The organism is Flavobacterium sp., from assembly GCF_049240005.1.
In the GTDB taxonomy this organism is placed as follows: Bacteria; Bacteroidota; Bacteroidia; order Flavobacteriales; family Flavobacteriaceae; genus Flavobacterium.
The window spans coordinates 34,579-59,967 of record NZ_JBMLTK010000024.1; the positions used below are offsets into that span (position 1 = coordinate 34,579).

A 25,389-nucleotide genomic window follows, 5' to 3' on the forward strand; every position below is an offset into this window, starting at 1 on the left:
ATCGGTTTTATAGCCGATTTTTTTTTTGGGCGTTCCGGCGCAGTGGTTTGCTTCGCAGTCGCGTAGTGGCGCCGTCGGTTGCTTGTTGCAATAAGCTTTGCTGCCGTGCCGTTTGCTAGTATTTTGGTCGGCTTCCTGCGGTCGCCACCCAAAAAAACAGCAAACGAGCACACCAGCTGTGCTTATTTCCACGCCGCCACCTAACGCAGAGAAATTCGGAACAAAAAACATAAAACAAGCCGTTACAATAAGTAACGGCTTGTTTATGCAAATAAGCTTTCTTTTACATTCCTTGCATCGCTTGTTGCAACGCCGCAGGGTCATTCATGATAGCCCATCCAAAAGTTGCAATAGCGAAAATAATACTGAGTAAGGCTAAAATGTTTAAAATTAATCCGATGATAGCTAAAACGCGTCCGGTCTTTAAAGTGCTGTAGTTGTCATATCCTTCCGGATTAGCCGCAAACAAGGCTTTGTCTTTCTTAGCAAGTACCAAGGCAATAATTGCAAATATTAATCCAACACAATAAAAACAACAGCCGGGAATAGAGATAATTCCTAAAACTAAAACCGCTGTTGCGTTGGGTAGCTTTCTTTGTTCCATAATTTAAAAGATAAAGGTTAGTTTGTAAATATAGAAAATTGTCATTGAAATTGCTGTGAAAATAGCTAAACGAATATTAAATCGCGCAATTTTTTCACCCGGACGTAACACTTGCGTAACAACGCCAACAACCAACACTAAAAAAGGGTAAATGGCAGGATAAATTTGCAAAGCCGAATAGAAATCGCCGCGAAGTATAAAAGCAAGAGCACGCTGCATGCCACAGCCAATACAATCAAATCCTATGAGTTGTTTGAAAAAGCACGGCAGCATTAAATCTTCTAATCGCATGCCCAAATGTCTAAAAAAACTTTTAAAAATAAAGGGCAGTTCTAAACTTCTCGTACTTTTGAATCATGAAAATAGCACGTATAATTATTTCGTTCTTAGCAATTGGTGTAGCCTTGTACGAACAATCCGAGACAAAGCCAAATTTGCTAATCGTAATTCCGGCTGTGCTCGTATTCGTATTTGGTATGATGCCGCTTTTCAATACACCAAAAAAAGATGAAACAAACGACTAAACATTCGTTCAAAACAGGCGATCGCGTTCAAGTACTCGACGATGCCGTTGAAGGCGTCATCACGGCCATCGATACCGATTCCATCACCATCGAATCAACCGACGGCTTTCTCATTAAATACCAACCGAACGAGCTAATTAAAATCGGTGAAACCAAAATAGCCGTAAGTTATCAAGACATTCGTTTTGCTAAATCAATCAAGGATGTTCCTCAAAAAGTAAAAAAATCGCCGTTTAAAGATAAAGTGCGTGCTACACCCTCGTTCGATTTACACATCGAAAAAATTGTACAATCTCATAAAGGAATGAGCAATTTCGATATTCTTAACTTACAACTCGAAACCGCACAGCGACACATCGAATTCGCAATAAAAAATCGGATTCCAAAAATAGTACTGATCCATGGAGTAGGAGCGGGCGTGCTAAAAACGGAGTTGGAATATCTATACCGAAAATACGACCAAATTATCGTCAGCGAAGCCAGTTACCAATTGTACGGACAAGGCGCCAGTGAACTGTATTTCAAACAGAACAATTAACGACAAATACCTGCGATTAGTTGGTTTGCAACTCGCCGAACAAATAGTTGTCGCCAAACGTAAAATTTAACGCTTGCTCGGTGTCTTTTAAAATAACACGTTGAAACCGTATCGTATGGGTAAAAATTCCAGCAGTTTCCGTTGTTTCCACTGTGATTATTCCCGATTGATTGGCAATTCCGCTCTCCGAAATGTAAGACTTTTCGATGGAAGGCAGGTTGTTATTGCAAATCAAATCGGCATTCAAATTTGTTCGATATACATTAAAAATCACACGATCATTGTCGTCAAGTAAAGCCGTCCGCGGACTTCCACTCGTAGTGGCTTGGTTTACAATCAAACTGTTATATGTTTCCGGACTCAAATTTAAAGCGAGTAACTGCAAGCCCGAACTTTTAAAAAGCAAATTGTTGGCTGTACACGATTGAATATCAATATTTTCAAATGTAGTTGGTCGGTAAATGTTGCTTCTTACATAACTGCCAAACAGTATGGTTTCATTGCGTTGTGTAATGCCATTTCCACGATCAAATACAATATCTCTAAAAATCAAATTGTGGCTAAATCCCGTAATAATATTAGAACCCGTCGTCGTTGTCGGATTTACAACACCCGTGGTAATCTCAAGCGTTCCACCGGTTGCGGTCCACTCTTCCAACACCTGAGGTTGCGCGGGCGGAACAACCGAACACAAGGTTGCCTCAGTAACTTCGCCGTCATACAATCGGTACGTTACCTGCGCTGCAGTAGGAATTTGCAACAAAATCGGATTGTCTGAGGTTGTGATTCGATTCGGGAAATTTGTCTCATTTAATTCGATAATTAAAACTTCGTTGCCGTTAATTTTATAGATAAAAAAATCATCGGTTCCTTCGCCGCATTCACGGGCAGTTGCTGTTTCAAAATCGAACGCTTCAACCGAAACGTTCCCATCATCGCAACCAAAAAACGAAGCTGCAAGCAACAAGACAAAAAGTACTTTCTTCATGTTCATAGAATTCGGCGCAAAGGTAAGATTTTTATGCTTTCAGACGGGCGGCGTTTGTGCAGCAGCAGACTTATTTTTACATTTGACACATGAATAAAATATATTTCGACAATGCAGCTACTACTGCATTACGTCCTGAAGTTATTGATGCCATTGTAGAATCGCTTCGAAACGATTTCGGCAATCCTTCTTCCACTCATGCCTACGGACGCTCCGCTAAAAGCTCCATTGAACTGGCACGGAAATCAATTGCGAATTTACTCGGCTGTACAGCTAATGAAATAATTTTTACTTCTGGTGCAACCGAGGCTAACAACTGGATTATTCGTTCGGCGGTGCGCGACCTAAAGCTGCAGCGAATCATCTCCAGTAAAATGGAGCACCACGCCGTTTTATATGCAGTAAAGGAAATTGCGCAAGAATACGGAATTGAACTCGTGTTTGTAGACAACGACAAAAACGGACACATCAATCTCCAACAACTAGCCGAATTATTACAGGATAAAAAGCAAACTTTGGTTTCGTTGATGCACATAAACAATGAAACGGGCTGTATTTTACCTATCGATGAGGTGGCACAACTCGTAAAGGAAAACGGTGCGTACTTTCATTCCGATACCGTGCAATCGGTCGGAAAACTAAAAATCGATTTACAGCAAACTCCAGTCGATTTCATCACGGCATCTGCGCACAAATTCCACGGTCCAAAAGGAATCGGTTTTGCCTTCTTCCGCAAAGGTTTGTTAACCAATCCAATATTTTTCGGTGGCGAACAGGAAAAAGGTTTGCGCGCAGGGACCGAATCTGTTCACAACATCGTTGGCATGCAAAAAGCATTAGAACTGGCTTACGAACGTCACGACGAAGAAAAAGCACACATCACAGAATTAAAAAGCTATTTCATTTCCCGCCTGCGCGAAGTCTACGGCGAAAGTGCACACATTCACGGACACGAAAACACGCTCTATAATTTAGTAAACGTGGGCTTGCCTATTTCACAAGAAAAAGCGTCGATGTTGTTGTTTATGCTCGATATGAAAGGATTTGCGATATCTCGCGGCAGCGCGTGCCAGAGCGGCAGTCCAAAACCCTCACACGTACTTGCAGAAATGCTCGACGACGAAACAATCAAATTCCCTAATTTGCGCGTTTCATTTTCACACGACAATACTAGGGAAGAAATTGATTTGCTGGTAAGCGAGTTACAAAAGCTATAAATCTACACGCTTCGTCCGCGTATCAGACGAAACAGAATAGCAATAACAGCAAAGACCAACAGCAGGTGAATAATCGATCCTAAGTTGGCGAAAAAGAATCCCAATGCCCATAGTATCACAAGGATAACGGCTACGGTGTAAAGTAAGTTGCTCATAACGGGTAGTTTTAAAAGTTATTTTCTAGTAAATCGCTGAGTTCTAGATCTGCGAAAAGACGTTGTATGCGTTCTAAATGCAGGTAGGTAAACTGCAAGTGTTTTTCCAAAGCGGCTTTTAGGAATTCGTTGGTACTTTGCGAAATCTTTTCTTCCAAATCGGCTTGTGCCAACTTTTCAAGACGGTAAATCGCGCATAATTCTGCTAAATAATCGATTCGCTGAGGTAGTTCCGGAACCATAGTTCGCTTCTTTGATACAAAGGAGCTTCTTTTTCGTAAAAAATTTCTTACGAAATTATCGGATTGTTTTACAAATGCATTTTTGGCGCGTCATCGAAAGTTTTGTTATTCACATGCAGTGAAACTTAAGAAGTACCACTTTTCGCCTCGTTTTTCACAAGACAATTTTTGTTTTCACCTATTGAAATTCAGGGCAAGCAGGTAAGCACACAGTAACGCATAGAATGTGGGTTTTGTCGATTGAAAGCTGTAAATTCTATGTTTACACTGCAGCAAATTTGAGTGCTACTTATAGCAGTTCACGGACGGTAATCTACTTCGAACTAGCTTCCTTTCGAAGATTTTGTTTCTGAACATTTAGTCATCTGCAATAGCGATTAACCAAAAATGACAGCTTTAAAGTGAGTTTGATTAATACGTGAAATTCCTGATAATAGCAAAAAACACGAGCGCCGCTTATAAATCTTGTTTCGGTGCAGTGCAAAAAAAAATCGCAACAAAACTGCTGCGATTTTTATTATTTGAAAATGATTTTTTACAAGTGAATGACCTCGCCGTAGGCATCGGCAGCCGCTTCCATGATGGCTTCGCTCATCGTTGGGTGCGGGTGAACCGATTTGATGATTTCGTGACCTGTAGTTTCGAGCTTGCGCGCTACTACAGCTTCAGCGATCATGTCGGTTACACCGGCGCCAATCATGTGGCAACCTAACCATTCGCCGTATTTCGCATCGAAAATTACTTTTACAAAACCATCTGGTGTGCCCGATGCTTTTGCTTTTCCGCTCGCTGAAAACGGGAATTTCCCAACTTTGATTTCGTATCCTTTTTCACGTGCTTGTTTTTCAGTTAAACCTACAGAAGCAATCTCTGGAGTTGCATACGTACAGCCCGGGATATTGCCGTAATCAATTGGCTCAACATGTAAACCTTTGATTTTTTCCACACAAATAATTCCTTCGGCTGAAGCTACGTGCGCCAAGGCTTGGCCTGGAACAATATCGCCGATCGCGTAGTAACCGGGAACGTTTGTTCGGTAAAATTCGTCGACTAAAATCTTATCCTTATCAGTTTTAATTCCAACGGCTTCTAAACCAATATTTTCGATATTCGATTTAATTCCAACAGCCGATAACAAAATCTCTGCTTCGAGAATTTCTTCGCCTTTTGCTGTTTTTACCGTTGCTTTAACGCCCGGTCCCGAAGTATCGATTTTCTCCACTGAAGCATTGGTCATAATATTTACACCTGCTTTTTTCATGGAGCGTTCCATTTGTTTTGAGATGTCTTCATCTTCAACCGGAACAATGTTTGGCATGTATTCTACGATGGTAACTTGAGTTCCCATTGCGTTGTAGAAGTGCGCAAATTCAACTCCAATAGCACCAGAACCAACTACAATCATCGATTTAGGTTGTTTCTCGAGCGTCATTGCTTTACGGTAACCAATTACCTTAACACCATCTTGAGGTAAGTTTGGCAATTCGCGGCTTCGTGCACCAGTTGCAAGAATAATGTGGTCGGCGCTGTATTCGGTTTCTTTTCCATCGGCCGATTTTACCGAAACTTTTTTGCCAGGTTTTACAGTTCCGTGTCCGTCGATGACATCGATTTTATTCTTCTTCATCAAGAACTGAATGCCTTTGCTCATTCCGTCGGCAACGCCACGAGATCGCGCAATTACAGCATTAAAATCTTTATCGAATTCTTTTATAGTTAATCCGTAATCGGAAGCGTGCTTTAGGTAGTCGAAAACCTGAGCCGACTTCAACAATGCTTTGGTTGGAATACAACCCCAATTCAAGCAAATTCCGCCGAGGCTTTCTTTCTCGATTACGGCTGTTTTAAAGCCGAGTTGTGACGCGCGAATGGCAGTTACATAACCACCCGGACCGCTTCCTACTACTATGATATCGTACTTCATTTTGATATTTTTTTGCTGATGCGAAAGTAATGATTTATTGTGATTTTCGAATTCGTTTTACGCGCTCTGTACATCAAATTGTGCATCGTATAGATTTTTGTAAAATCCGTTTTCACGCAGCAGTAATTCGCTGTGCGTTCCCGATTCTACCACCTTGCCTTTGTGCATGACTACTATAATATCGGCATTTACTATGGTTGCTAAACGGTGTGCGATAACAATCGATGTACGATCTTTGGTAATTTTCTCCGTAGCGCGTTGTATTAATTCTTCCGAGTAGGTATCGATGCTAGAAGTAGCTTCGTCCAGAATTAAGATGCTTGGGTTAGAAACGTAAGCACGTAGGAAAGCAATAAGTTGCCGCTGACCAGAGGAGAGCATTACACCGCGTTCTTTCACATTATAATCTAATCCGCCGGGTAAAGACGCGATAAAATCGGCTACACCAATTTGTTCCGCAGCTTGCAAAACGCGCTCGCGACTGATATCGTCGTTAAATAAGGTAATGTTGTTGTACAGTGAATCGGCAAATAGGAAAACATCTTGCAAGACTACAGCAATTTGTTTGCGCAGCGATTCGATGGTATAATCGTTAATGTTGTGATTATCGATGGTTATTTTTCCGGAATCGAGTTCGTAAAAGCGATTCAATAAGTTTATGATAGTCGATTTTCCTGCGCCAGTTGAACCAACGATGGCCACTGTTTGTCCGCTTTGAACTTCCAAATTCAAATCGCGAATTACGGGTTCGTTTGCAACATAGCTGAATTGTACGTTTTCAAATGTAATATTGCCAGCAAAAGGTTGCGCCTGAATCGTTCCAACATCTTGAATTTCATCAGAAGTATCTAAAATATCAAACACGCGATTGGCGGCAATCATACCCATTTGCATCTCGTTGAATTTATCGGCAATTTGTCGCAGCGGATTGAATAGCATTCCGATAAACATCGTGTATGAAGACAAATCGCCGAAAGTCGTGAACTGATCGCCGCCCAGCATGCGTTGTCCGCCGTATACGACCACTGCGCCAAGTGTTAACGATGAAATGATGTCGGCTATCGGGAAGAAAATCGAGTTATACCAAACCGTTTTTATCCACGCTTTGTTGTGTTTGTCGTTTATTTCACTGAATTTCTCTGCTTCGATTTGCTCGCGGGTGAATAATTGAACGATTTTCATGCCCGTAACACGTTCTTGTACGAAGGTGTTTAAAGCGGCTATTTGCGTTCGAACAACTTCAAAGGTTACTTGCATTTTCTTTTGGAAAATTCGCGTTACCCAAACCAAAATCGGCATCGCCACAAAAACGATCAGCGTGAGTTGCCAGTTCATAAAAAACATAAAGATGAGAACGACGATCATTTTCGACAAATCGCTCATAATCATGAACAAACCTTGGCTAAATATTTTTGCGATGGCTTCGATATCGGAAACGGTTCGTGTAACTAATTGTCCGACAGGCGCGTTGTCGAAGTATTTCATTCGAAAACCGAGTAAGTGTTTAAATAGTTTTTCGCGAATGTCTTTTACGATATCCTGTCCGAGCCAGTTTGCCCAATACACAAAGTAAAATTGCGCTGCAACTTCGAGCAGTAAAACCACGGCCATTAATCCCAAGTAAAAAGCTAAGCCGCTTTCGTCTTTTGATTGTATGTAATTATCTACGGTTTCTTTAAGTAAATACGGGCGTAAGGCAGCAAACAACGAGAGCAATAACGCCCAGACAATAACGCCGTTAAAGCGAAATTTATACGGCTTGGTGTACACCATAATCCGCTTGAATACATTGGTATCAAAGGCTTTAGCTTTCATTTGTAGCTGTAGTTTTTAGGTGTGATGTAGGTTGTAGTTCCGCAAAGTTGTAAGCAACTTCTGTAAGATACAAACCATGTGCGGGTACCGAAGTACCGGCTTCGCTTCTGTTTTTCGAGTCGAGAATACGCTGGAAGTCGGCTAGTGTCAGTCGCTCAAATCCCAAATCGAGTAAGGTTCCGGTGATTGCTCGAACCATATTCCGCAAAAATCGATTTGCCGTGATTTCGAATACAAGCTTGTCGCCATTTTGCTTCCAAACGGCTTTGGCGATCGCACAATTAAAGTTATTAACTTCGGTTTTCGTTTTTGAAAAGCACTGAAAATCGGTGTGTTGCAAAAGAAGTGCTGCCGCCTCATTCATGAGCTCTAATTTTGGCATGCGCTTCAAAAAGAAACTAAAATCGGTTAAAAACGGATTTTTACTGGTGTGTATGTGATACTCGTACGTTCTCGACAACGCATCGAAACGGGCGTGCGCTCGCGGATGAACTTCGAAAATATCGTGAACGGCAATGGAATCGCTTAGGAGGGCATTTACTTTATAACACAGCTCTGCCACTGGAATTGCAGTAGGGAAATCGAAGTGGGCAAACATTTGTTTGGCGTGCACTCCAGTATCGGTCCGGCCAGCGCCGGTTAAGCTTATCTCGGTTCGAAGCAATGTTTCGAGTGCGCGAGTAAGTTCGGCTTGTACCGAAGGCGATTTTGGCTGGATTTGCCAACCGTGGTAGTTCTTACCGAAATAGGAAAATGAAATAAAATAGCGCAAGTATGTCGGGCTGTAAATGATTGCCAAATTTACGAATATTCAGCCAATTGATTAAGCAGCGAGATACGATATGATATTTTTAACAGCGATTAGAAATGGATTCAGATGTTTATGCGCTATTTTGCTGAACGTATTGCAATAAGCTTCGATTTCGAACTGTGAATAATTTTTCGATTTGCGGATTTTTAAGATTAATGTATTGATAAACATTGTTTTAGAAGAATTGCTTTTTTGCGAATTATTGAAAAACAGTAGTTTGATATTATTTTCAAATAGCCGTTAGGTTTTCTACATTTACCAAAAACAAACAAAAGCTGTGAACGATTCGCTTAAGCATTTAGGAAAACGCCGTCAACTTATTGAACTGCTTCGAACTAAAGGAATTTCGGACGAGACAGTTTTGGAGGCGATGTTGAAGATTCCGCGACATCTTTTTTTGAATTCGAGTTTTGAAGACTTTGCTTACGAGGATAAAGCCTTTCCGATTGCGGCCGGACAAACGATTTCGCAACCCTACACCGTTGCGTTCCAGTCGCAGTTGTTGCAGGTAAAACCTGAAGAGAAGATTTTAGAAATCGGTACCGGTTCCGGATATCAAACCGCCGTTTTGTGCGCCATGGGTGCAAAAGTGTATTCGGTCGAGCGGCAGGTCGATTTGTTTAAGCAAACGTCTTTGTTGTTGCCTAAGTTGAATATTCGGCCGAAACATTTATCGTTTGGCGATGGGTATAAAGGCTTACCCACGTTTGCTCCTTTCGATAAAATTATAGTAACTGCGGGTGCTCCCGTGGTTCCGAATGCCTTGCTGTCGCAATTAAAAATTGGTGGCAGATTGGTAATTCCCGTTGGAGTAAACGATCAAATTATGACCTTGTATATTCGACAAACCGAATTGCGATTCGAGAAGCACGAATTTGGGAATTTCCGTTTTGTTCCATTGCTAGAAAATAAATCCTGATGAAAAAGTGGCTGTTGTTTGTGTTTATTGGTGGTAAAGTGTGCGCACAAGGTTACACCAGTTACTTTACTGGTAATTCGACAAACGTGACAACGGTTCCGCTTGCGGGCTATTGCTTGATGGGTGGTGCGACGGAAAACGACAATGCCATGACCTGGTTATTACAACGCGCTAACGGCGGCGATGTGGTGGTGTTGCGAAGTTCGGGTTCGGACGGGTATAACGATTATTTTTATTCGGATTTGGGTGTGAACGTTAACTCGGTGGAAACACTTGTCATTACGAGTGTTGCCGGCGCTACGAATCCATATGTGTTGAATAAAGTTGCTCAGGCAGAGCTCATTTGGATTGCTGGTGGCGATCAGTTTAATTACGTTTCGTTTTTTAAAGACAATGCGTTGGAAACGCTTTTAAATGCGCACATCAACGAAAAAAATGCTCCGATTGGTGGCACTAGCGCGGGTATGGCTATTTTAGGTGCACATTATTTTTCAGCGCAAAACGGTTCGGTTACGAGTGCGCAAGCGACCTCGAATCCGTTTCATCCGAATGTTACTATTGGTTCGAATGATTTTTTACAGATTCCGATTTTAACGAATACAATCACCGATACGCATTTTGATAATCCGGATCGCCGCGGACGTTTAGCCGCTTTTTTAGCGCGATTGGTATCGGAAAATCAGGAACGAAAGTTCGGTATCGCCTCGAACGAATATGTTTCGGTTTGTATCGATGAAAACGGAATAGCTCGTGTTTTTGGAGATTTTCCGAATTACGAAGAGTACGCCTTTTTTGTACAACCGAATTGTACGGAAGAATTTGTTCCGGAAATATGTACGGCAAATAACGCACTTACGTGGAATAGAAACGGAGAAGCTTTAAAAGTATATCGCGTTCCCGGCACGCAAAACGGCATTCACACCTTTAATTTAAACGACTGGAATTCCGGATCGGGTGGAAATTGGTTTAATTGGCGTGTTGTGAATGGCAGTATAGCGGTTACTAGTGCCGTGAATCCGCAGTGTTTTTTGGCACAACCGGAAGTTATTGCTGATGGTGAAATTGGCGTTGCTCCAAATCCGGTGCACGATTGGTTGCATTTTGATCGCTTGGTTTCCGCCGTTTCTATTTTTGGATTAGACGGAAAATGCTTGTTTGACAGCAAAAACGCTGTCGTACAGTCGGTTGATTTTAGCGGAATGCCCGCAGGTTATTACGTGCTTTCCTTTGAATTTGAAGGAGTGCGCTATTATCGAAAAATTCTCAGGAATTGAAAGCTTTTTTGATGCGATCTAAATCGCGTTTGGTATCCGAAGCTTTTAAAGTTTCGCGTTTGTCGTAGGTTTTTTTACCACGAGCCAATGCAATATCGAGTTTTGCCAGACCTTTTTCGTTGGTGAACAAGCGTAAAGGAACAATGGTTAATCCTTTGGTTTGCACGCTTTTGTATAAGCTGCGGAGTTCGCGTTTTTGCAGCAGCAGCTTACGTTCGGAGCGCGATTTGTGGTTAAATTGATTTCCGAACGTGTATTCTTCTATGTAGGAATTGATTAGAAAAAGTTCGTTGTTATGAAATTCGCAAAAGCTCTCGGTAATGGTGGCTTTTCCGGCGCGAATCGATTTGATTTCGGTTCCGGTTAAGACAATTCCTGCCGAGTAAGTTTCGAGAAGTTCGAAATCGAAACGGGCTCTTTTATTTTGAATGTTTACTGTCTTTTGCATAGCGAGTGCAAAGGTATGAATACGGAAGGAAAAACAACACGTTTAAGAAGCGCACAATTTTTTAATAACGATTGCCGCAGCCCCGATTGTAATGAAAATACAGCCGTAGCGGTGGCGTGTGCAGGCGTTTTTGCAGCAGCGACCAACGGAAGCTGTTGCAAAAGCAGCCGAAACCGACAACGCTAGGTTGTATTGCAATGGAAAGCGGGAATTGCTGCCCAAAAAAAACTATTCAACTAGATTCTTCCGTAGTACATGGCTTTTACGATGCCGTCGGCGAGACCAATTTTGGGTACGTAAATACTGCGTGCGCCGCTCCATTTCATGGCATTTAGATACACTTTCAAGGCGGGTAAAATTACGTCGGCGCGATCTGGATTTAAGCCTTTTTCGTAAATCCTTTGCTCGTATGTTAAAGCGCTCAGTTCTGTCATTTGCGCGTTGAGGTAAAAGTAGGAGAGTGGCTTTTCTTGCGTTTTGCCCGACATCTTAAACAATTTATTGATGTTTCCGCCGGATCCAATTAACGAAACTTGCTCTAAATCAGTCGTATGTGTTTTAATCCATTTTTCGACCTCTTGCCAAACAATTTCCGAAACCATGTTGTTGATTAAGCGCACCGTTCCCACTTTAAACGATTTTGAAGCGACCATTTTACCGTCTGAAAAAAGCGAAAATTCGGTGCTTCCGCCGCCTACGTCGACATACAAAAATGCGCGATCGGTTTTAAGTAGGAAGTGTAAATCAGTCGATGCGATGATGGCTGCTTCCTTTTTTCCATCGATGATTTCGAGTTTGATGTCGGCTTTCTTTTTAATAATTTCAACTATTTCCGAGCCGTTATAAGCTTCGCGCATGGCCGAGGTGGCGAATGCCTTGTATTTTTCGACGCGGTGCACTTTCATAAGGAGCTTGTAGGCTTTCATGGCATCGACCATTCGATCGATGTTTTCTTCGGAGATCTCGCCCACGGTAAAGGCTTCTTGACCGAGTCGGATGGGCACACGCACCAACGATGATTTACTGAATTGCGTTTCCTTACCGTGTTCTTCTACGATGTTGGCAATGAGCAAGCGCATGGCATTTGATCCTACGTCGATCGCAGCGTATTGTTTTACATGAATCATCCGACAGGTTTAAAAATGATTATTGGATTCTAACAGGCTTTCGTAATATTTGTACGTCTCGAATTGCGCTCGGAACATTGGGTTTGTTCCTCGCGGACGGTATTTGTTGGCGAGATTTTCGGCATGTAAACGCGCTTTTACGTTTCCTTTCCAACCCACATCGAAGCTCGCAATAAGTTCTTCTTTAACTTGTTGGTCGTAAATCGGGCAACTCACTTCGACACGCATGTCGAGGTTTCGCGTCATGAAATCGGCCGACGAAATATAAACTTCCTGATTCATGTCGTTACAGAAGATGTATACGCGACTGTGTTCCAAAAAGTTATCGACAATACTAATAGCTTCAATGTTTTCGCTCATGCCTTTCACGCCTGGAACTAAACTGCAAATTCCACGAACTAGAAGCTGAATTTTTACCCCTGCGCGACTTGCATCGTACAGTTTATCAATCATTTTTGGGTCGGATAAGCTGTTCATTTTCAATTTAATGAAAGCGGGTCGACCCAAACGCGCATACATGATTTCGCGGTCGATGAGTTTGTTGAAGCGCGAACGCGTGTGGTGTGGCGAAACGATGAGGTGTTTGTAGCGATACAAACGATAGTTCACGTGGAAAAATTCGAATATTTTGGAAACGTCTTTTAAAATTTGTTGATGCGCGGTGAACAAGGTCACATCTGTGTAAATTTTGGCGGTACTTTCGTTGAAATTTCCGGTTGAAATGAGGCCATAGCGGCGCAATTTGCCGTGTTCGATACGTTCGATCATGCAAATTTTTGAATGCACTTTTAAACCTTGAATTCCGAAAATGAGTTCAATGCCTTCGGTTTGCATTTGCTCGGCATACGAAATATTACTTGCTTCATCGAAACGCGCTTGCAACTCAATTTGTACTACAACGCGTTTTCCGTTACGAGCTGCGTTGATGAGCGAGGAAATGACTTGCGAATTTTTTGCGAGTCGGTATAAAGTAATTTTAATGCAGGTTACTTTCGGATCGAGCGCCGCTTCGCGAAGGAATTTTATAACGTAAGAAAATGTTTGATACGGTGCGTTGAGCAGGTAATCGCGTTGGCTGATTTGTTCGAGAATACTGCCTTCGAGACTCAAACCGGGAATGGGAAGTCCGGGCATGGGTTTGTAAAGTAAGTCGTAGCGACCTAAATTCGGGAAATCCATATAATCTCGGCGGTTGTGGTAGCGTCCGCCTGGAATTACGCTGTCTTCTGAGTCGATATGCATTTTCTCGAGAAAGAATTTCAGCGTATCTTTTTCGATGGATTGATCGTACACAAAACGTACGGGCTCGCCAATACGTCGGTCTTTCACGCCAAGTGCAATTTTCTCCATCATACTTTTACTCATGTCGGAGTCGATTTCGAGCTGCGCATCGCGTGTGATTTTAATCATGTGAGCCGAAACGCGTTCGTAATCGAAAATATTGAAGATGTGGTGTAAATTATAGCGAATTACATCGTCGAGCATGATGATGTATTGCTTGTTATCTTCGGCAGGCAGTACCACAAAACGGTTGATGGTTTTGGGAATTTCGATAATGGCGTAGCGTACTTCGGGTTTTCCTGTTACGATACCGAGTATACTTTTTCCGCGTTCTTTCATCACGAGTTTCACCGCTAGGTAGCCACTGGTGTCTTTAAGAATCGGAAATTCGGCAAGATCGTTTAAGATTACGGTAACCAGCGCTGGCGCAACTTTCTGGATGAAAAAATCGTGAATAAATATTTGTTGGCTTTGCGAGAGCTGTGTTTCATTGAGCATAAAGATGCCTTCTTTTTCGAGTTCTTTCTCAATGATATCGAGTATGCGCAAGCTTTCCGACTGCTGTTGAATAACAATTGTTGTAATTTCTTTCAGCAAATCTTTAGCGGCAACGCCTCCGAGAATTTTATGGCCCGTTTTTCCAGATAGGCTTAAACGCCGAATGGCAGCATAGCGTACTCTGAAAAATTCGTCGAGATTGTTGGAAAAAATACCTAAAAATCGGAGTCGGTCGAGTAGGGGAACGTTTTGATCTCCAGCTTCTTGTAGCACACGCGCATTAAAGGCTAACCAGCTTTTTTCGCGGTCGATGTATCGGTTTTGTACGTCGTTCATCGGATATCTTTTGGAAACAATTTTAAGGTCACTTTTACTTTGGTGAATTCAGCCCAAGAGTCTTTGTCGAGCTCTAATTCGAGAAAGCCTGAAGTTGGAATATGTTCGGTGAAGTTGGAATCGAATTTCTGAACAAATTCGGTTAGGGCTTCGTTGTGGCCTACTACCAAGGCGTCGTTACCGTCGTCGTTAAAACTGCGGATAACTTTCTCGAGATCGCGGCCATTAAAGGTGTATAAACTGTTTTTGTAGTTCACGTTTGTCCACTTCATATCGGCGTAATCCAAATAGTACTGTAAGGTTTGTTGGGTTCTTTTCGCCAGACTACAATACATGGTGAGATCATCGGGAAGTATGCGGAACAAATGTGGGCTCAAGGCTTTAATATCGGCAATTCCACGAGGAGCTAAACGCCGTTCAAAATCAGGCAGTCCGTCTTCGTAGCTACTTTTCGCATGCCGCAATAAATACAGTTTTCTCATCTCTTTAAGCTGTCGGCTAAAGATATGAAATCGAGTAGGGATGAGCGTTAAGAAAGATTAAAATTCGCTGTGGATTTTCATCGATCTAGCGTAAAATTCTCAAAACGAAAGTGCTAGGGCGCCACGCGATAGCGTTTCCAGCTGCCGTTTTCGTTCTCAAAAACAATGCGATCGTGGAGTCGACTCGGGCGACCTTGCCAGAATTCAATTTTTGTAGGTTTCACCAAATAGCCGCCCCAATGTTCGGGTGTTGGAATTTCGTCGGGATATTTTTCGTTGAGCTGTTCTAATTTCTGAATCAGTTCTTCTCGGGTGGCTTCCGAACTTTGTGGCGACGCCCATGCGCCGAGTTGGCTCTCACGCGGACGCGATTGAAAGTACGCATGTGTTACTTCGCGACTTGTTTTTTCTGCCACGCCTTCAATAATTACTTGACGTTCTTGTTCTTCCCAAAAAAACGCCAAACACACCTGCGGATTTTCAGCTAACGCACGCCCTTTCGCCGATTCGTAATTCGTGAAGAATACAAATCCGTTTTCGTCGTAACTCTTCAATAAAACGACGCGCGCTCGCGGATAGCCAGTAGCTGTAGCTGTTGCAAGTGTCATGGCATTGGCTTCGTAAGTGCCAGTTTCGGCAGCAGCTTTAAACCAGTTTTCAAATAAATCGAAAGGAGAATTAGGTAGATCGTTTTCCACTAAAAAACCTTTGTCGTATACTTTTCTAAAATCGCTTAAATCGGCCATGATTACAAATTAAAATCTACTTCAAAGTTAAAGCTTTTGCCGTCGTCGGCTAAATGAACATCGGGAAAAATGGTTTCGGCTTCTGTTTTGAAAAGTTCGATGCCGTCGTAACGTGTCGAGTAATGTCCGAGGATCAATTTTCGAACTCCAGCCAATTTAGCAATGTTCGCAGCTTGTGCAGCCGTAGCATGTTTGGTGCGTTCGCAGAGATGTATTTCGGTATTAAGAAATGTGGATTCGTGATAGAGAACGTCGACATCTTTAATCAGGGTAGCGAGTTCTTCAAAATACTGTGTATCGGAGCAGTAGGCGTAACGCAAACTTCGTCGCGGATCGAGTGTGAGATCCCGATTTGGAATAATACTTCCGCTTTCGGTTACATAGTCTTTACCTGCTTTTAAATTGTGCATCTGGCTAGCATCGACTTTAAATTCGCGTAAGGCATCGGCATTTAGTTTCCGTTCGCGTTGTTTTTCTTCAAATAAAAATCCGTTGGTATACACTCGGTGTTGTAACGGAATTGTTGAAACGCGAACTCTTTCATCTTCGAAAATGATTTCCGGTTCTGTCGACGTAAGTTCGTGAAAGTACAGCGGGTATTGTGTATACGCCTTGGCGAGTTTGAGCTGAAGTAAAATTACTTCCTTAATGCCTTCTGGACCGTAAACGTGTAGTTCGGTGGTTCGATTGAGTAGGGCAAACGACGAAATCAATCCGATTAAGCCATAAAAATGATCGCCATGTAAATGCGATATAAAAATATGATTGATTTTTCCGAACTTAATTTTGTTCCTTCTCAAGGCAACTTGTGTTCCTTCGGCACAATCGATTAAAAAAACACGATCGCGGATTTCTAAAACCTGAGAGGTCGGATTAGAGAACGTTCGTGGAGTAGCTGCGTAACAACCTAATATGGTTAAATTCAAGGTATTGTTTGTTAAAATCCTAAATCGCGCTCTATTTCGTCCATTTCAATGAGGTCTAGCGCTTCTTGTCGGGTTGGTACTACTACCAATTCTTTAGGCATCTCGGTAAAGTTTACGTTTTCACAGACAATGACAAACGACTTTTTCCCTTTAGCATGCATGCGACAAAGCGGAGTGAACTCGATCAGGTGTTTTTTGGTGAGCGATTGATGTGCAGATAAATCCACAACTAAATTCTTGTCGGAGAACGATTTGTGTTCGTGAGACACCTTCATGATAAAAGCGGTAAGATCACCTTGGGTATCTTTTAAAATGTTGGTATGTCCGTGTGCTTCTACTTTCATGGCTTCTGAATTCTAAGCAGCAAATTACGATATTTTAACGAATTTTCTCAGCTAATAAGTAAATAACTGCCATACGGATGGCAACACCGTTTTCCACCTGGTTTAAAATGATTGATTGTCCGGAATCAGCGACTTCCGAAGTAATTTCCACACCGCGATTGATCGGTCCGGGATGCATAATAATAATTTCTTTGGAAAGCGATTCCAACAGTTCTTTGTTTATTCCGTAACGCATGGCATACTCTCGACTGTTCGGAAAATAACTAAAATCCATACGCTCGTTTTGTACTCGTAGCATATTGGCAACATCGCACCATTCCAAAGCCTTTCGCAAGTCGGTTTCAACCGTAACACCCAAGCTCTCTATAAATTTAGGAATCAACGACGAAGGTCCGCATACTTTCACTTCTGCGCCAAGCATTTTGAGAGCAAAAATGTTCGATAACGCTACACGTGAGTGCAAAATATCTCCAACAATAACCACTTTTTTTCCACCAACTTCGCCGAGTTTTTCGCGAATGCTGTAACTGTCGAGTAAGCCTTGTGTTGGGTGTTCGTGGGCACCGTCGCCGGCATTGATGATACGCGCGTTGACGTGTTTTGCCAGAAAATGTGCTGCTCCGGCGTATGAATGTCGCATGACAACCATGTCGACTTTCATCGCCAAGATATTATTGACTGTATCAAGTAAGGTTTCTCCTTTCTTTACAGACGATTGTGCAGCAGAAAAACTTATTACATCGGCAGAAAGGCGTTTTTGTGCTAACTCAAAAGAGAGTTTTGTACGGGTCGAGTTTTCAAAAAAGATGTTTGCTACAGTGATATCGCGCAGCGACGGTACTTTTTTTATCGGTCGGTTGATTACTTCTTTAAATTGATCGGCTGTTTGAAAAATCAGCGCGATGTCTTGCGGTTGCAAGTATTTGATGCCCAGCAGGTGATCGACGCTTAGGGTGCTCATAATTCAGTTTGGGTTCGTTTTAAGTAAACAGCATTTTCACTAGAATCGCTTCCCCAGGAAACGACAACACGTTCGTTGTTAATGGCATCAACCTGACGACCGCGGTAATCGGGTTGTATAGGTAAGTCGCGACTAAAACGGCGGTCGATTAATACCAAAAGTTCGATAACTGCCGGTCGGCCAAAGCTTTGAATGGCGGTAAGTGCCGCTCGAATACTGCGTCCGGTAAACAATACATCGTCAATAAAAACAACTTTCTTGTCTTCGACCAAAAAATCAATTTGCGTTTGATTGGCTTCCAGACTTTTGTTATGACGTCTGAAATCATCTCGAAAAAAGGTGATATCCAACAAACCTGTTTTCAGATTTTTAACCTGATACTCGTTTTGCAGTAAGGCAGAAATTCGTTCTACGAGAAAGCTTCCTCGCGGCTGAATACCAATTAAAACGGTGTTGGAAAAATCGCCGTGTTTTTCAAGAAGCTGGCAGGCCAAGCGATTCAGAATCACTTCTATTTCTTTGCCGTTGAGTAGCAACTTGTGGCTCATTTCACTCTTTTGTTGTGTTGGTCAAAGGTAAAAATTATACGCCGCTGTGCAATTATAAATCGGCTAGATTTCCAACAAATTTAGTGTTGTTTTTAATCGTTCCATCGGGAAATGTCACAGCATAAACCTGAAAATCTTGTAAATCGGTATTCGGTTAAACTTTGTAGCTTCGCTGAAATTCGCCCAACATGCAGCAAAAGCACCTCAAGCACATTAAATATATTTTCATTTTAGCTGCTGCCTTATTGGTATCGTTGTCGGTAATTTCTTTCGTGCGATCCGGCAATATGGCAAACGCCTCGCGCTTAGTGAGTCATACCAACAACGTCATGTTTCAGGTAAACGATTTGTTTTCGCATTTAAAAGATGCCGAATCTTCGCAACGTGCTTACGTGCTTAGCCATGAGCCTGTCTTTAAACAACAATATTCACAGGCAGTAAAAGCCACTTTAGCGGCATACAACAAATGCACCGCGTTAATAAGCGATAATTTTGATCAGCAACAGCGCATGCTCGAACTCAAGCAAAACATCGATCGTCGAATTCGTTTCATGAATGCGATCATGCGCGACGCCGATTCCATTAAAATATCGCCGAAACGCTGGCTGGTAGCGCGTTCTATCATGGAAGAAATTCGTGCATTGAATAAAGAAATCATCAACGAAGAAATTATTTTACTCAAAAAACGGCAAGCTTTGCTGTCGCAAGAATCGACCCTAGCGCCACTGCTCACGGCTGTTTTAAGTATTTTAAGTATCGTAATCGTTGTGTTTTCTTATTTGGGAATAACACGCGAACTGGCACGATCTAATGCTTTTCAAGAAGATTTGGCCCAACGAAACTTAGAGCTGGCCAACCGAAACATCGAACTCAAAAACATGAACAAAGAGTTGGAGTCGTTTAACTACATTTCATCGCACGATTTGCAAGAGCCGCTTCGTAAAATTCAAACGTTTTTGTCGCGCGTGGTCAATCAAGATTCGAGTGAAGTAAGCGAACAAACCAAGTATTATTTGCTTCGCGCGCAAGATGCCGCCAAGCGCATGCAAGATTTAATTCAAGATTTGTTGTCGTATTCGCGTTTAAATGCCGAGCAATTCAAAGCCGAGAAAGTAGATTTTTTCGATTTAGTTGCCAAAATTCAAACGCAGAATCAGGAGGAAATCGAAAGTACTGGAACAACCATTGTTGTGAGCGGAACGCCTGAAATTGAGGTAATTGTAAAGCAGTTTCCGCAGCTGTTGGTAAACATATTTTCGAACGCCATGAAGTATGTTGCCCCTAATGTGAAGCCGTATATTACGGTTCAAAATCGCGTGGTTACTGCTAAAGAAGTGTCGGCGTTTGGTTTTAATCCGCAGGCTACCGAGTACTATCAAATATCAGTTTCCGACAACGGCATTGGCTTTAATGAAGCTTTTAAGGATAAAATTTTCGATTTGTTTCAGCGGCTGCATCCGGCATCTGCGTATTCCGGAACAGGCATTGGCTTGGCCATTGTCAAGAAAATTGTCGACAACCACAACGGTTTTGTCACGGTAAGCAGTTCCGAAAATCAGGGATCTACTTTCTTTGTTTTCTTGCCGAAGAGTGTGTTGTAATTGTTAGGGCAACCCGGCGTCGTCGATTCCTCCTCGCCGTCCCGCTGTCCGCTGTATCTTTTGCCTTCGTACCTTCGGCAAAAGGATATCGCTTCCATCGGTGTTGCGGAAAAGAGTGCGCAACGATACGTGAAACACGTTTCGTACAAAACTCCGTTTCTTACCTAAGAAAAAGCAATAAATACGATGATTTATCGACAATGTTTGGGTCACCAAATAAAAACTGCGAATTTCTATTACGAATACATCTTCGCGCGAAGTTCCTGTACTTTCGGATCGTCTAAATAGTCGTCGAAAAGCATGTAGCGGTCTATCGCACCGTTTGGTGTAAGTTCTAACATGCGGTTACCCACAGTTTGTGCAAACTCGTGATCGTGCGTAGTTAACAAAACCGAGCCTTTAAAGTTTTTTAGTGAATTATTGAATGCCGTAATCGATTCCAAATCAAGGTGATTCGTTGGTTCGTCGAGCATAAGTACATTAGCGCGTTCCATCATCATGCGCGAAATCATACAACGAACTTTTTCGCCACCCGATAAAACACGAGCTGTTTTCAAAGCTTCCTCCCCCGAGAAAATCATTTTCCCAAGAAAACCTCTTATATAAACTTCGTCGCGTTCTTCTTCGGTTTTTGCGTACTGACGTAACCAATCTACCAAAGTATAATCGTTGTCAAAAAATGCGTGATTATCGAGCGGTAAATACGCTTGGTTGGTTGTAACACCCCATTCAAAAGTTCCCGCATCGGCTTTCATATTACCGTTGATGATTTCGTAAAAGGCTGAGGTAGCACGCGAATCTTTCGAAAACACGATTATTTTATCGCCTTTTGCCATGTTTAAATCCACATTCTGAAACAAAACTTCGCCATCTAAACTAGCCGACAAACCTTTGATGTTCAAAATCTGATCTCCAGCTTCGCGCTCTTGATCGAAGATAATCGCCGGATAACGTCTGCTTGAAGGCTTGATTTCCGAGATATTTAATTTGCTAATCATCTTTTTACGCGATGTAGCTTGTTTCGATTTTGCTACGTTGGCGCTAAAACGACGAATGAATTCCTCTAATTCAGCTTTCTTTTCTTCCGCTTTCTTGTTCTGTTGCGCGCGCTGCTTTGCCGCTAATTGCGATGATTCGTACCAAAAGGTATAGTTGCCCGAATAGTGGTTTATCTTTCCAAAATCAATATCCGAAATATGCGTACAAACGGCGTCTAAAAAGTGGCGGTCGTGCGAAACAACAATTACTGTGTTTTCGTAGTTTGCTAAGAAGTTTTCAAGCCATTGAATCGTTTCAAAATCTAGGTCGTTTGTTGGCTCATCCATAATCAATACGTCTGGATTTCCAAAAAGCGCTTGTGCTAAAAGTACGCGTACTTTCAGTTTTCCATCCATATCGGCCATAGGCGTGTAGTGAAATTCTTCGCCAATACCCAAATTCGATAAGAGTGCAGCCGCGTCTGAATCGGCGTTCCAACCGTTCATTTCTTCAAATTGTACCTGAAGTTCGCCAATACGATCGGCATTTGCATCGTTATAATCGAGATACAACTCATCCATTTCTTTCTTTACGGCAAACAACACATGATTACCCATAAGTACCGTTTCCAAAACAGTATGTTCGTCGAACATGTTGTGGTTTTGGTTTAAAACCGACATACGTTTTCCGGGTTCTAGCGAAACGTGTCCGGAAGTCGGGTCCATTTTTCCGCTTAGAATTTTCAAAAACGTCGATTTTCCTGCACCATTTGCACCAATGACTCCGTAAATATTTCCGTGTGTAAAGGTTGTGTTAACCTCGTCGAAGAGAATACGTTTGCCAAATTGTACCGATAAGTTGTTTACTGTAAGCATACTCGAAAAAATTGGCTGCAAAAGTAGTGTTTATAAACGGTTTCGACAAGTACGAGCAATATGGTAAAGTGTTGTTATTTAACGGAGCATTAACAATTGAGTTTAGGTTGTACGGCTATTTTTGTTTCATGAGTTTGGGATTCATACATTTTTTTAGCAAATACCGCCTGCAACTCGCAGCGAGCATTTACGCAGTTTTATGTTGCAGTTGTAAATCGGACTTCGATAAAGATAACCACACAGCTTATTTCGGAGGTCTAGTAACCAAAGCCACAGGCGAATACGTTTTGTTTTGTAAGAACGACAAGGTGATTGATACCATCAAATTAGATGCTAATAATCGTTTTTTCGCGAAGTTCGATTCGCTACCAGAAGGCTTATATACGTTTAAATACGAACCTGAATACCAGTACGTATATTTCGATAAAAACGACTCGATTTTGGTACGTATCAATCCTGAAGATTTTGACGAGTCTATCGTTTATTCCGGGCGAGGCGCTCAAAAGAACAACGTTTTAATGGATTTGTATCTCAAGAACGAACGCGACAAAGACGTACTTTTCGATTACTTCGACACTGATTACAAGCTTTTCAGTGCGAAAATTGACTCATTAAACGTGTTGAAGCAAGATTTTTACAGCAAGAAGAAAAAAGAAATAAAATGGTCGGACGGCTTTGATAAGTTTGCGCGTGCTATGATCGATTACAACCACTTTAGTAAAAAGGAAGTGTATCCGATCGTTCACCAAATGCGTACCGGTCACAAAATCTTAAACGACCTGCCGAAAGATTATTACGAGCATCGAGAAAACGTAAATTTTAACGATACCGATTTAATTGGCTATGCACCGTTTATCAGTTACCTGAATTTTATGTTGAACAATGTTGCAATGTCTTCAGCACACGATGCCGATGATTTGCGCGATCAATCTCTCGAAATAAACATCCACAAGATAAAAGTTGCCGATACCTTGTTTAAGAACGAGACCATTAAAAATTCGATTTTAAACAACATTGCTTTTATGTATATGTTGGAAGATCAAAATATTTCTAATAACAAGCGGTTCTTAGATACGTATTATCGAGTTTCTACAGATAAATCCAAGCAATCTGAGATCAGACAAATGGGTAATGCCATTCAGCAGCTAACCGCTGGAAAGCGTTTGCCTTCGGTGCAGTTGCTTGATGCTGCAGGGAAAACGTTTAATTCAGACGACATTGTAACAGAAAAAACGGTTATTTTCTTTTGGAGCGAAAGTTTGCAAAGTCATTTGATTGCCGCGCACAAACGAATTCAAGACTTCCAGAAGAAGCATCCGGATTACAAGTTTATTGCTATTAATGTGGATAAAAATCAACAGAAGTGGACCAAAACCTTAGCGAATTTTAAGTTTGGAACCATTTCAGAATACCGCGCAGCCGATTTTGAAGATCTTCGTAAGAAATGGGTCATCAATAAAATTCACAGAACCATTATTACCGATAGTCGCGGAAATATTGCCAACGCGTTTGTGAGTTTGTTTGACGTGGCATTTGAATCTAAAATGTAAAAAAAAAGCTGTCAACCGACAGCTTTTTTTATTCGTTTCCTTTCTTGTAATCGGCTAAAAACTGTGCCAATCCAATATCGGTTAGTGGGTGTTTCAACAGTCCAGCAATTGCCGAAAGTGGTCCGGTCATTACATCAGCGCCAATTTTCGCACAATTTACAATATGCATGGTATGACGAACCGATGCGGCAAGAATTTGTGTTTCGTACTCATAGTTGTCATAAATTGTTCTAATCTCTTCGATGAGCGCCAAACCGTCGGTACTTACATCATCCAATCGACCAATAAATGGCGAAACGTAGGTTGCACCAGCTTTAGCCGCTAACAAGGCTTGTCCGGCCGAAAAAACGAGTGTAACATTGGTTTTTATTCGACGGTCTGAGAAATATTTAGTTGCCATCACACCTTCTTTAGTCATAGGCAGCTTCACAACAATTTGCTCATGTAAATCGGCTAATTCCTCACCTTCGCGGATCATGCCCTCATAATCTGTGGCAATTACTTCGGCACTTACATCTCCATCTACTAAGTTACAAATGTCAACGTAGTGTTTTAAGATATTGTTTTTGCCTGTAATTCCTTCTTTTGCCATAAGGCTTGGATTGGTGGTTACTCCGTCGAGAACACCTAAAGCTTGTGCTTCTTTAATTTGATCGAGGTTGGCGGTATCAATAAAAAACTTCATAGTTGTGTGTTTAAAAATCGCTGCAAAGGTAATCTTTCGTTGGATTATAACTTAAAATGTCTGCGCAACATTTTTTCGTAGGTCAAATCGGGTAGTACTCGCTTTAAAACAATCGAGAATTTTTGCATGAATAAACCAACTTTGTAGTGAATTTTTGGTTCCGGCGTGTTTATAATTTTCGCGATCGCTTGAGCCATTTCTATCGGATCCGAACCTGAGTGTACATGGCTGTTTATTTCGTTCAGTGTTGCGCCATATGTTTTTGCATAGGCCGAGTTTTCAATGACGGGAGCGTGATACCTGCGATCGGCAATATTTGTGGCAAAATCGCCTGGAGCCACATTGCAAATCTTGATATTGAATTGTGCCGTTTCGAGTCGTACGGCTTCCGTTAGTACTTCGAGAGCTGCTTTTCCCGCCGAGTAAATTCCCCGAAAGGGTAGTCCCATATAACCTGCGATAGAAGTCACATTGATGATTAGCCCCGATTGCTGTTTACGCAATTGCGGAAGTGCTGCTTGCATAACCGAAATGGCTCCAAAAAAGTTGGTGTCGAAATGATTTTTAGCTTCGTTTAATGGAGTTTCTTCCAAAGGCCCGGTAATTCCCACGCCGGCATTATTTATAACGACATCAAGTCGATTTTCTCGTTCGATTACCGTTTGAATAGCTGCTTTGACAGAAGATTCATCGCGAACATCCATTTCCAAAAAAGTAAAAAGCGGATGTGCTTTAATCGATCGACTGGTTCCGTAAACGAGGTGACCGTTTTTGGCTAAGTGTTCGGCTATAGCTAATCCGATTCCTGAGGAGGCGCCGGTTACTAGAATGACTTTTTTCTGAGATTCCATCTTTATTTCGGGAAAAAATGCGCTGCTAAGATATTTGATTTCGGTTGAGTGATCGTTGATTTTAGCGCATAAAAAATGGCAAGCTCCCTACATCGCACCGCTCAACCGCTTACCCTTGCTATGTTCCCATCCTGGGGGAGT

27 protein-coding genes are annotated in these 25,389 nt (G+C 42.0%); 7 read left to right on the forward strand and 20 right to left on the reverse strand.

The window, feature by feature from the left end:
• Positions 1 to 283: 283 nt before the first annotated feature.
• Complete coding sequence (locus ACOVQQ_RS01960; protein WP_421816704.1) at positions 284 to 604, reverse strand: CCC motif membrane protein; 321 nt, start codon at positions 602 to 604, stop codon at positions 284 to 286.
• A gap of 3 nt (positions 605 to 607) precedes the next feature.
• On the reverse strand, positions 608 to 895 hold the full coding sequence (locus tag ACOVQQ_RS01965; protein WP_094487392.1) for a DUF2752 domain-containing protein: 288 nt from the start codon (positions 893 to 895) through the stop codon (positions 608 to 610).
• Between the two features lie 65 nt (positions 896 to 960).
• Here ACOVQQ_RS01965 and ACOVQQ_RS01970 point away from each other — a divergent pair, with 65 nt between their 5' ends.
• Positions 961 to 1,128, forward strand: coding sequence for a hypothetical protein (locus ACOVQQ_RS01970; protein WP_421816705.1), 168 nt, complete (start codon positions 961 to 963; stop codon positions 1,126 to 1,128).
• Entirely contained in the window at positions 1,112 to 1,666 is a 555-nt protein-coding gene (locus tag ACOVQQ_RS01975; protein ID WP_421816706.1) for a DNA mismatch repair protein MutS, read from the forward strand. Before ACOVQQ_RS01970 ends, ACOVQQ_RS01975 begins: the two co-directional genes overlap by 17 nt.
• A 16-nt stretch (positions 1,667 to 1,682) precedes the next feature.
• Here ACOVQQ_RS01975 and ACOVQQ_RS01980 read toward each other — a convergent pair whose 3' ends face one another.
• The gene (locus tag ACOVQQ_RS01980; protein ID WP_421816707.1) at positions 1,683 to 2,654 is read right to left on the reverse strand and encodes a hypothetical protein; all 972 of its coding nucleotides are present in this window, start codon (positions 2,652 to 2,654) and stop codon (positions 1,683 to 1,685) included.
• Positions 2,655 to 2,743: 89 nt separating this feature from the next.
• On the opposite strand from ACOVQQ_RS01980, the gene ACOVQQ_RS01985 reads away from it, so the two are divergent.
• Complete coding sequence (locus tag ACOVQQ_RS01985) at positions 2,744 to 3,871, forward strand: cysteine desulfurase family protein (RefSeq protein WP_421816708.1); 1,128 nt, start codon at positions 2,744 to 2,746, stop codon at positions 3,869 to 3,871.
• 2 nt (positions 3,872 to 3,873) lie between these two features.
• Here the strand turns inward: ACOVQQ_RS01985 and ACOVQQ_RS01990 are convergent, their stop codons facing one another.
• The 5 genes from ACOVQQ_RS01990 to truA form a co-directional block, all read right to left on the reverse strand.
• A complete protein-coding gene (locus ACOVQQ_RS01990) occupies positions 3,874 to 4,026 on the reverse strand; it encodes a lmo0937 family membrane protein (RefSeq protein ID WP_108721086.1) in 153 nt (50 codons plus the stop codon).
• Between the two features lie 11 nt (positions 4,027 to 4,037).
• Complete coding sequence (locus tag ACOVQQ_RS01995; protein WP_421816709.1) at positions 4,038 to 4,268, reverse strand: DUF892 family protein; 231 nt, start codon at positions 4,266 to 4,268, stop codon at positions 4,038 to 4,040.
• A 535-nt stretch (positions 4,269 to 4,803) separates the two neighbouring features.
• Positions 4,804 to 6,192, reverse strand: a complete 1,389-nt coding sequence (lpdA, locus tag ACOVQQ_RS02000; protein WP_421816710.1) for a dihydrolipoyl dehydrogenase — start codon at positions 6,190 to 6,192, stop codon at positions 4,804 to 4,806.
• Positions 6,193 to 6,249: 57 nt separating this feature from the next.
• Entirely contained in the window at positions 6,250 to 8,007 is a 1,758-nt protein-coding gene (locus ACOVQQ_RS02005; protein WP_094487386.1) for an ABC transporter ATP-binding protein, read from the reverse strand.
• Complete coding sequence (truA, locus tag ACOVQQ_RS02010; RefSeq protein WP_421816711.1) at positions 7,997 to 8,806, reverse strand: tRNA pseudouridine(38-40) synthase TruA; 810 nt, start codon at positions 8,804 to 8,806, stop codon at positions 7,997 to 7,999. The genes ACOVQQ_RS02005 and truA overlap by 11 nt, the downstream gene beginning before the upstream one ends.
• Before the next feature lie 289 nt (positions 8,807 to 9,095).
• Between truA and ACOVQQ_RS02015 the strand changes: the two genes are divergently transcribed.
• Both ACOVQQ_RS02015 and ACOVQQ_RS02020 read left to right on the forward strand, forming a co-directional pair.
• Complete coding sequence (locus tag ACOVQQ_RS02015) at positions 9,096 to 9,737, forward strand: protein-L-isoaspartate(D-aspartate) O-methyltransferase (RefSeq protein WP_094487384.1); 642 nt, start codon at positions 9,096 to 9,098, stop codon at positions 9,735 to 9,737.
• Positions 9,737 to 11,011, forward strand: coding sequence for a Type 1 glutamine amidotransferase-like domain-containing protein (locus ACOVQQ_RS02020; RefSeq protein ID WP_421816712.1), 1,275 nt, complete (start codon positions 9,737 to 9,739; stop codon positions 11,009 to 11,011). The genes ACOVQQ_RS02015 and ACOVQQ_RS02020 overlap by 1 nt, the downstream gene beginning before the upstream one ends.
• Here the strand turns inward: ACOVQQ_RS02020 and smpB are convergent.
• The 9 genes from smpB to pyrR form a co-directional block, all read right to left on the reverse strand.
• Complete coding sequence (gene smpB / locus ACOVQQ_RS02025) at positions 11,001 to 11,459, reverse strand: SsrA-binding protein SmpB (protein WP_298144785.1); 459 nt, start codon at positions 11,457 to 11,459, stop codon at positions 11,001 to 11,003. The genes ACOVQQ_RS02020 and smpB overlap by 11 nt on opposite strands.
• Before the next feature lie 236 nt (positions 11,460 to 11,695).
• Positions 11,696 to 12,586 carry a rod shape-determining protein gene (locus ACOVQQ_RS02030; protein WP_298144782.1) on the reverse strand — a complete coding sequence of 297 codons (891 nt, stop codon included), beginning with the start codon at positions 12,584 to 12,586 and terminating at the stop codon, positions 11,696 to 11,698.
• Between the two features lie 9 nt (positions 12,587 to 12,595).
• Complete coding sequence (gene ppk1 / locus ACOVQQ_RS02035) at positions 12,596 to 14,701, reverse strand: polyphosphate kinase 1 (protein ID WP_421816713.1); 2,106 nt, start codon at positions 14,699 to 14,701, stop codon at positions 12,596 to 12,598.
• Entirely contained in the window at positions 14,698 to 15,183 is a 486-nt protein-coding gene (locus ACOVQQ_RS02040) for a SixA phosphatase family protein (RefSeq protein ID WP_421816714.1), read from the reverse strand. Before ACOVQQ_RS02040 ends, ppk1 begins: the two co-directional genes overlap by 4 nt.
• 113 nt (positions 15,184 to 15,296) lie before the next feature.
• Positions 15,297 to 15,929: a pyridoxamine 5'-phosphate oxidase gene (gene pdxH, locus ACOVQQ_RS02045; protein WP_421816715.1), complete on the reverse strand. Its 633-nt coding sequence runs from the start codon at positions 15,927 to 15,929 to the stop codon at positions 15,297 to 15,299.
• 2 nt (positions 15,930 to 15,931) lie between these two features.
• Complete coding sequence (locus ACOVQQ_RS02050) at positions 15,932 to 16,855, reverse strand: ribonuclease Z (protein WP_421816716.1); 924 nt, start codon at positions 16,853 to 16,855, stop codon at positions 15,932 to 15,934.
• 11 nt (positions 16,856 to 16,866) lie between these two features.
• Entirely contained in the window at positions 16,867 to 17,199 is a 333-nt protein-coding gene (locus tag ACOVQQ_RS02055) for a ribonuclease Z (RefSeq protein WP_298144771.1), read from the reverse strand.
• A 34-nt stretch (positions 17,200 to 17,233) separates the two neighbouring features.
• On the reverse strand, positions 17,234 to 18,160 hold the full coding sequence (locus ACOVQQ_RS02060) for an aspartate carbamoyltransferase catalytic subunit (protein ID WP_421816717.1): 927 nt from the start codon (positions 18,158 to 18,160) through the stop codon (positions 17,234 to 17,236).
• Complete coding sequence (gene pyrR, locus ACOVQQ_RS02065) at positions 18,157 to 18,708, reverse strand: bifunctional pyr operon transcriptional regulator/uracil phosphoribosyltransferase PyrR (protein WP_421816718.1); 552 nt, start codon at positions 18,706 to 18,708, stop codon at positions 18,157 to 18,159. Before pyrR ends, ACOVQQ_RS02060 begins: the two co-directional genes overlap by 4 nt.
• 188 nt (positions 18,709 to 18,896) lie before the next feature.
• On the opposite strand from pyrR, the gene ACOVQQ_RS02070 reads away from it, so the two are divergent.
• Positions 18,897 to 20,309, forward strand: a complete 1,413-nt coding sequence (locus ACOVQQ_RS02070) for a sensor histidine kinase (protein ID WP_421816719.1) — start codon at positions 18,897 to 18,899, stop codon at positions 20,307 to 20,309.
• A 236-nt stretch (positions 20,310 to 20,545) separates the two neighbouring features.
• Here the strand turns inward: ACOVQQ_RS02070 and ACOVQQ_RS02075 are convergent, their stop codons facing one another.
• Entirely contained in the window at positions 20,546 to 22,162 is a 1,617-nt protein-coding gene (locus ACOVQQ_RS02075) for an ABC-F family ATP-binding cassette domain-containing protein (RefSeq protein ID WP_421816720.1), read from the reverse strand.
• An 11-nt stretch (positions 22,163 to 22,173) separates the two neighbouring features.
• On the opposite strand from ACOVQQ_RS02075, the gene ACOVQQ_RS02080 reads away from it, so the two are divergent.
• Complete coding sequence (locus tag ACOVQQ_RS02080; protein WP_421816721.1) at positions 22,174 to 23,712, forward strand: TlpA family protein disulfide reductase; 1,539 nt, start codon at positions 22,174 to 22,176, stop codon at positions 23,710 to 23,712.
• 28 nt (positions 23,713 to 23,740) lie between these two features.
• Here the strand turns inward: ACOVQQ_RS02080 and fsa are convergent, their stop codons facing one another.
• Both fsa and ACOVQQ_RS02090 read right to left on the reverse strand, forming a co-directional pair.
• Positions 23,741 to 24,397 (reverse strand): fructose-6-phosphate aldolase, encoded by a 657-nt coding sequence (gene fsa, locus ACOVQQ_RS02085; RefSeq protein ID WP_421816722.1) that lies wholly within the window; start codon positions 24,395 to 24,397, stop codon positions 23,741 to 23,743.
• A 44-nt stretch (positions 24,398 to 24,441) separates the two neighbouring features.
• Entirely contained in the window at positions 24,442 to 25,248 is an 807-nt protein-coding gene (locus ACOVQQ_RS02090; RefSeq protein WP_421816723.1) for an SDR family oxidoreductase, read from the reverse strand.
• Between the last annotated feature and the right edge of the window lie 141 nt (positions 25,249 to 25,389).

Coding starts and splice junctions, on each gene's coding strand:
- smpB (WP_298144785.1), bottom strand. CDS start 11,459: ATGCAAAAGACAGTAAACATTCAAAATAAAAGAGCCCGTTTCGATTTC.
- ACOVQQ_RS02040 (WP_421816714.1), bottom strand. CDS start 15,183: ATGAGAAAACTGTATTTATTGCGGCATGCGAAAAGTAGCTACGAAGAC.
- pyrR (WP_421816718.1), bottom strand. CDS start 18,708: ATGAGCCACAAGTTGCTACTCAACGGCAAAGAAATAGAAGTGATTCTG.
- pdxH (WP_421816715.1), bottom strand. CDS start 15,929: ATGGCCGATTTAAGCGATTTTAGAAAAGTATACGACAAAGGTTTTTTA.
- ACOVQQ_RS02090 (WP_421816723.1), bottom strand. CDS start 25,248: ATGGAATCTCAGAAAAAAGTCATTCTAGTAACCGGCGCCTCCTCAGGA.
- ACOVQQ_RS01995 (WP_421816709.1), bottom strand. CDS start 4,268: ATGGTTCCGGAACTACCTCAGCGAATCGATTATTTAGCAGAATTATGC.
- ACOVQQ_RS01980 (WP_421816707.1), bottom strand. CDS start 2,654: ATGAAGAAAGTACTTTTTGTCTTGTTGCTTGCAGCTTCGTTTTTTGGT.
- ACOVQQ_RS02020 (WP_421816712.1), top strand. CDS start 9,737: ATGAAAAAGTGGCTGTTGTTTGTGTTTATTGGTGGTAAAGTGTGCGCA.
- ACOVQQ_RS01990 (WP_108721086.1), bottom strand. CDS start 4,026: ATGAGCAACTTACTTTACACCGTAGCCGTTATCCTTGTGATACTATGG.
- fsa (WP_421816722.1), bottom strand. CDS start 24,397: ATGAAGTTTTTTATTGATACCGCCAACCTCGATCAAATTAAAGAAGCA.
- ppk1 (WP_421816713.1), bottom strand. CDS start 14,701: ATGAACGACGTACAAAACCGATACATCGACCGCGAAAAAAGCTGGTTA.
- ACOVQQ_RS02060 (WP_421816717.1), bottom strand. CDS start 18,160: ATGAGCACCCTAAGCGTCGATCACCTGCTGGGCATCAAATACTTGCAA.
- ACOVQQ_RS01960 (WP_421816704.1), bottom strand. CDS start 604: ATGGAACAAAGAAAGCTACCCAACGCAACAGCGGTTTTAGTTTTAGGA.
- ACOVQQ_RS02030 (WP_298144782.1), bottom strand. CDS start 12,586: ATGATTCATGTAAAACAATACGCTGCGATCGACGTAGGATCAAATGCC.
- ACOVQQ_RS01975 (WP_421816706.1), top strand. CDS start 1,112: ATGAAACAAACGACTAAACATTCGTTCAAAACAGGCGATCGCGTTCAA.
- ACOVQQ_RS01970 (WP_421816705.1), top strand. CDS start 961: ATGAAAATAGCACGTATAATTATTTCGTTCTTAGCAATTGGTGTAGCC.
- ACOVQQ_RS02055 (WP_298144771.1), bottom strand. CDS start 17,199: ATGAAAGTAGAAGCACACGGACATACCAACATTTTAAAAGATACCCAA.
- ACOVQQ_RS01965 (WP_094487392.1), bottom strand. CDS start 895: ATGCGATTAGAAGATTTAATGCTGCCGTGCTTTTTCAAACAACTCATA.
- ACOVQQ_RS02005 (WP_094487386.1), bottom strand. CDS start 8,007: ATGAAAGCTAAAGCCTTTGATACCAATGTATTCAAGCGGATTATGGTG.
- lpdA (WP_421816710.1), bottom strand. CDS start 6,192: ATGAAGTACGATATCATAGTAGTAGGAAGCGGTCCGGGTGGTTATGTA.
- ACOVQQ_RS02075 (WP_421816720.1), bottom strand. CDS start 22,162: ATGCTTACAGTAAACAACTTATCGGTACAATTTGGCAAACGTATTCTC.
- ACOVQQ_RS01985 (WP_421816708.1), top strand. CDS start 2,744: ATGAATAAAATATATTTCGACAATGCAGCTACTACTGCATTACGTCCT.
- ACOVQQ_RS02070 (WP_421816719.1), top strand. CDS start 18,897: ATGCAGCAAAAGCACCTCAAGCACATTAAATATATTTTCATTTTAGCT.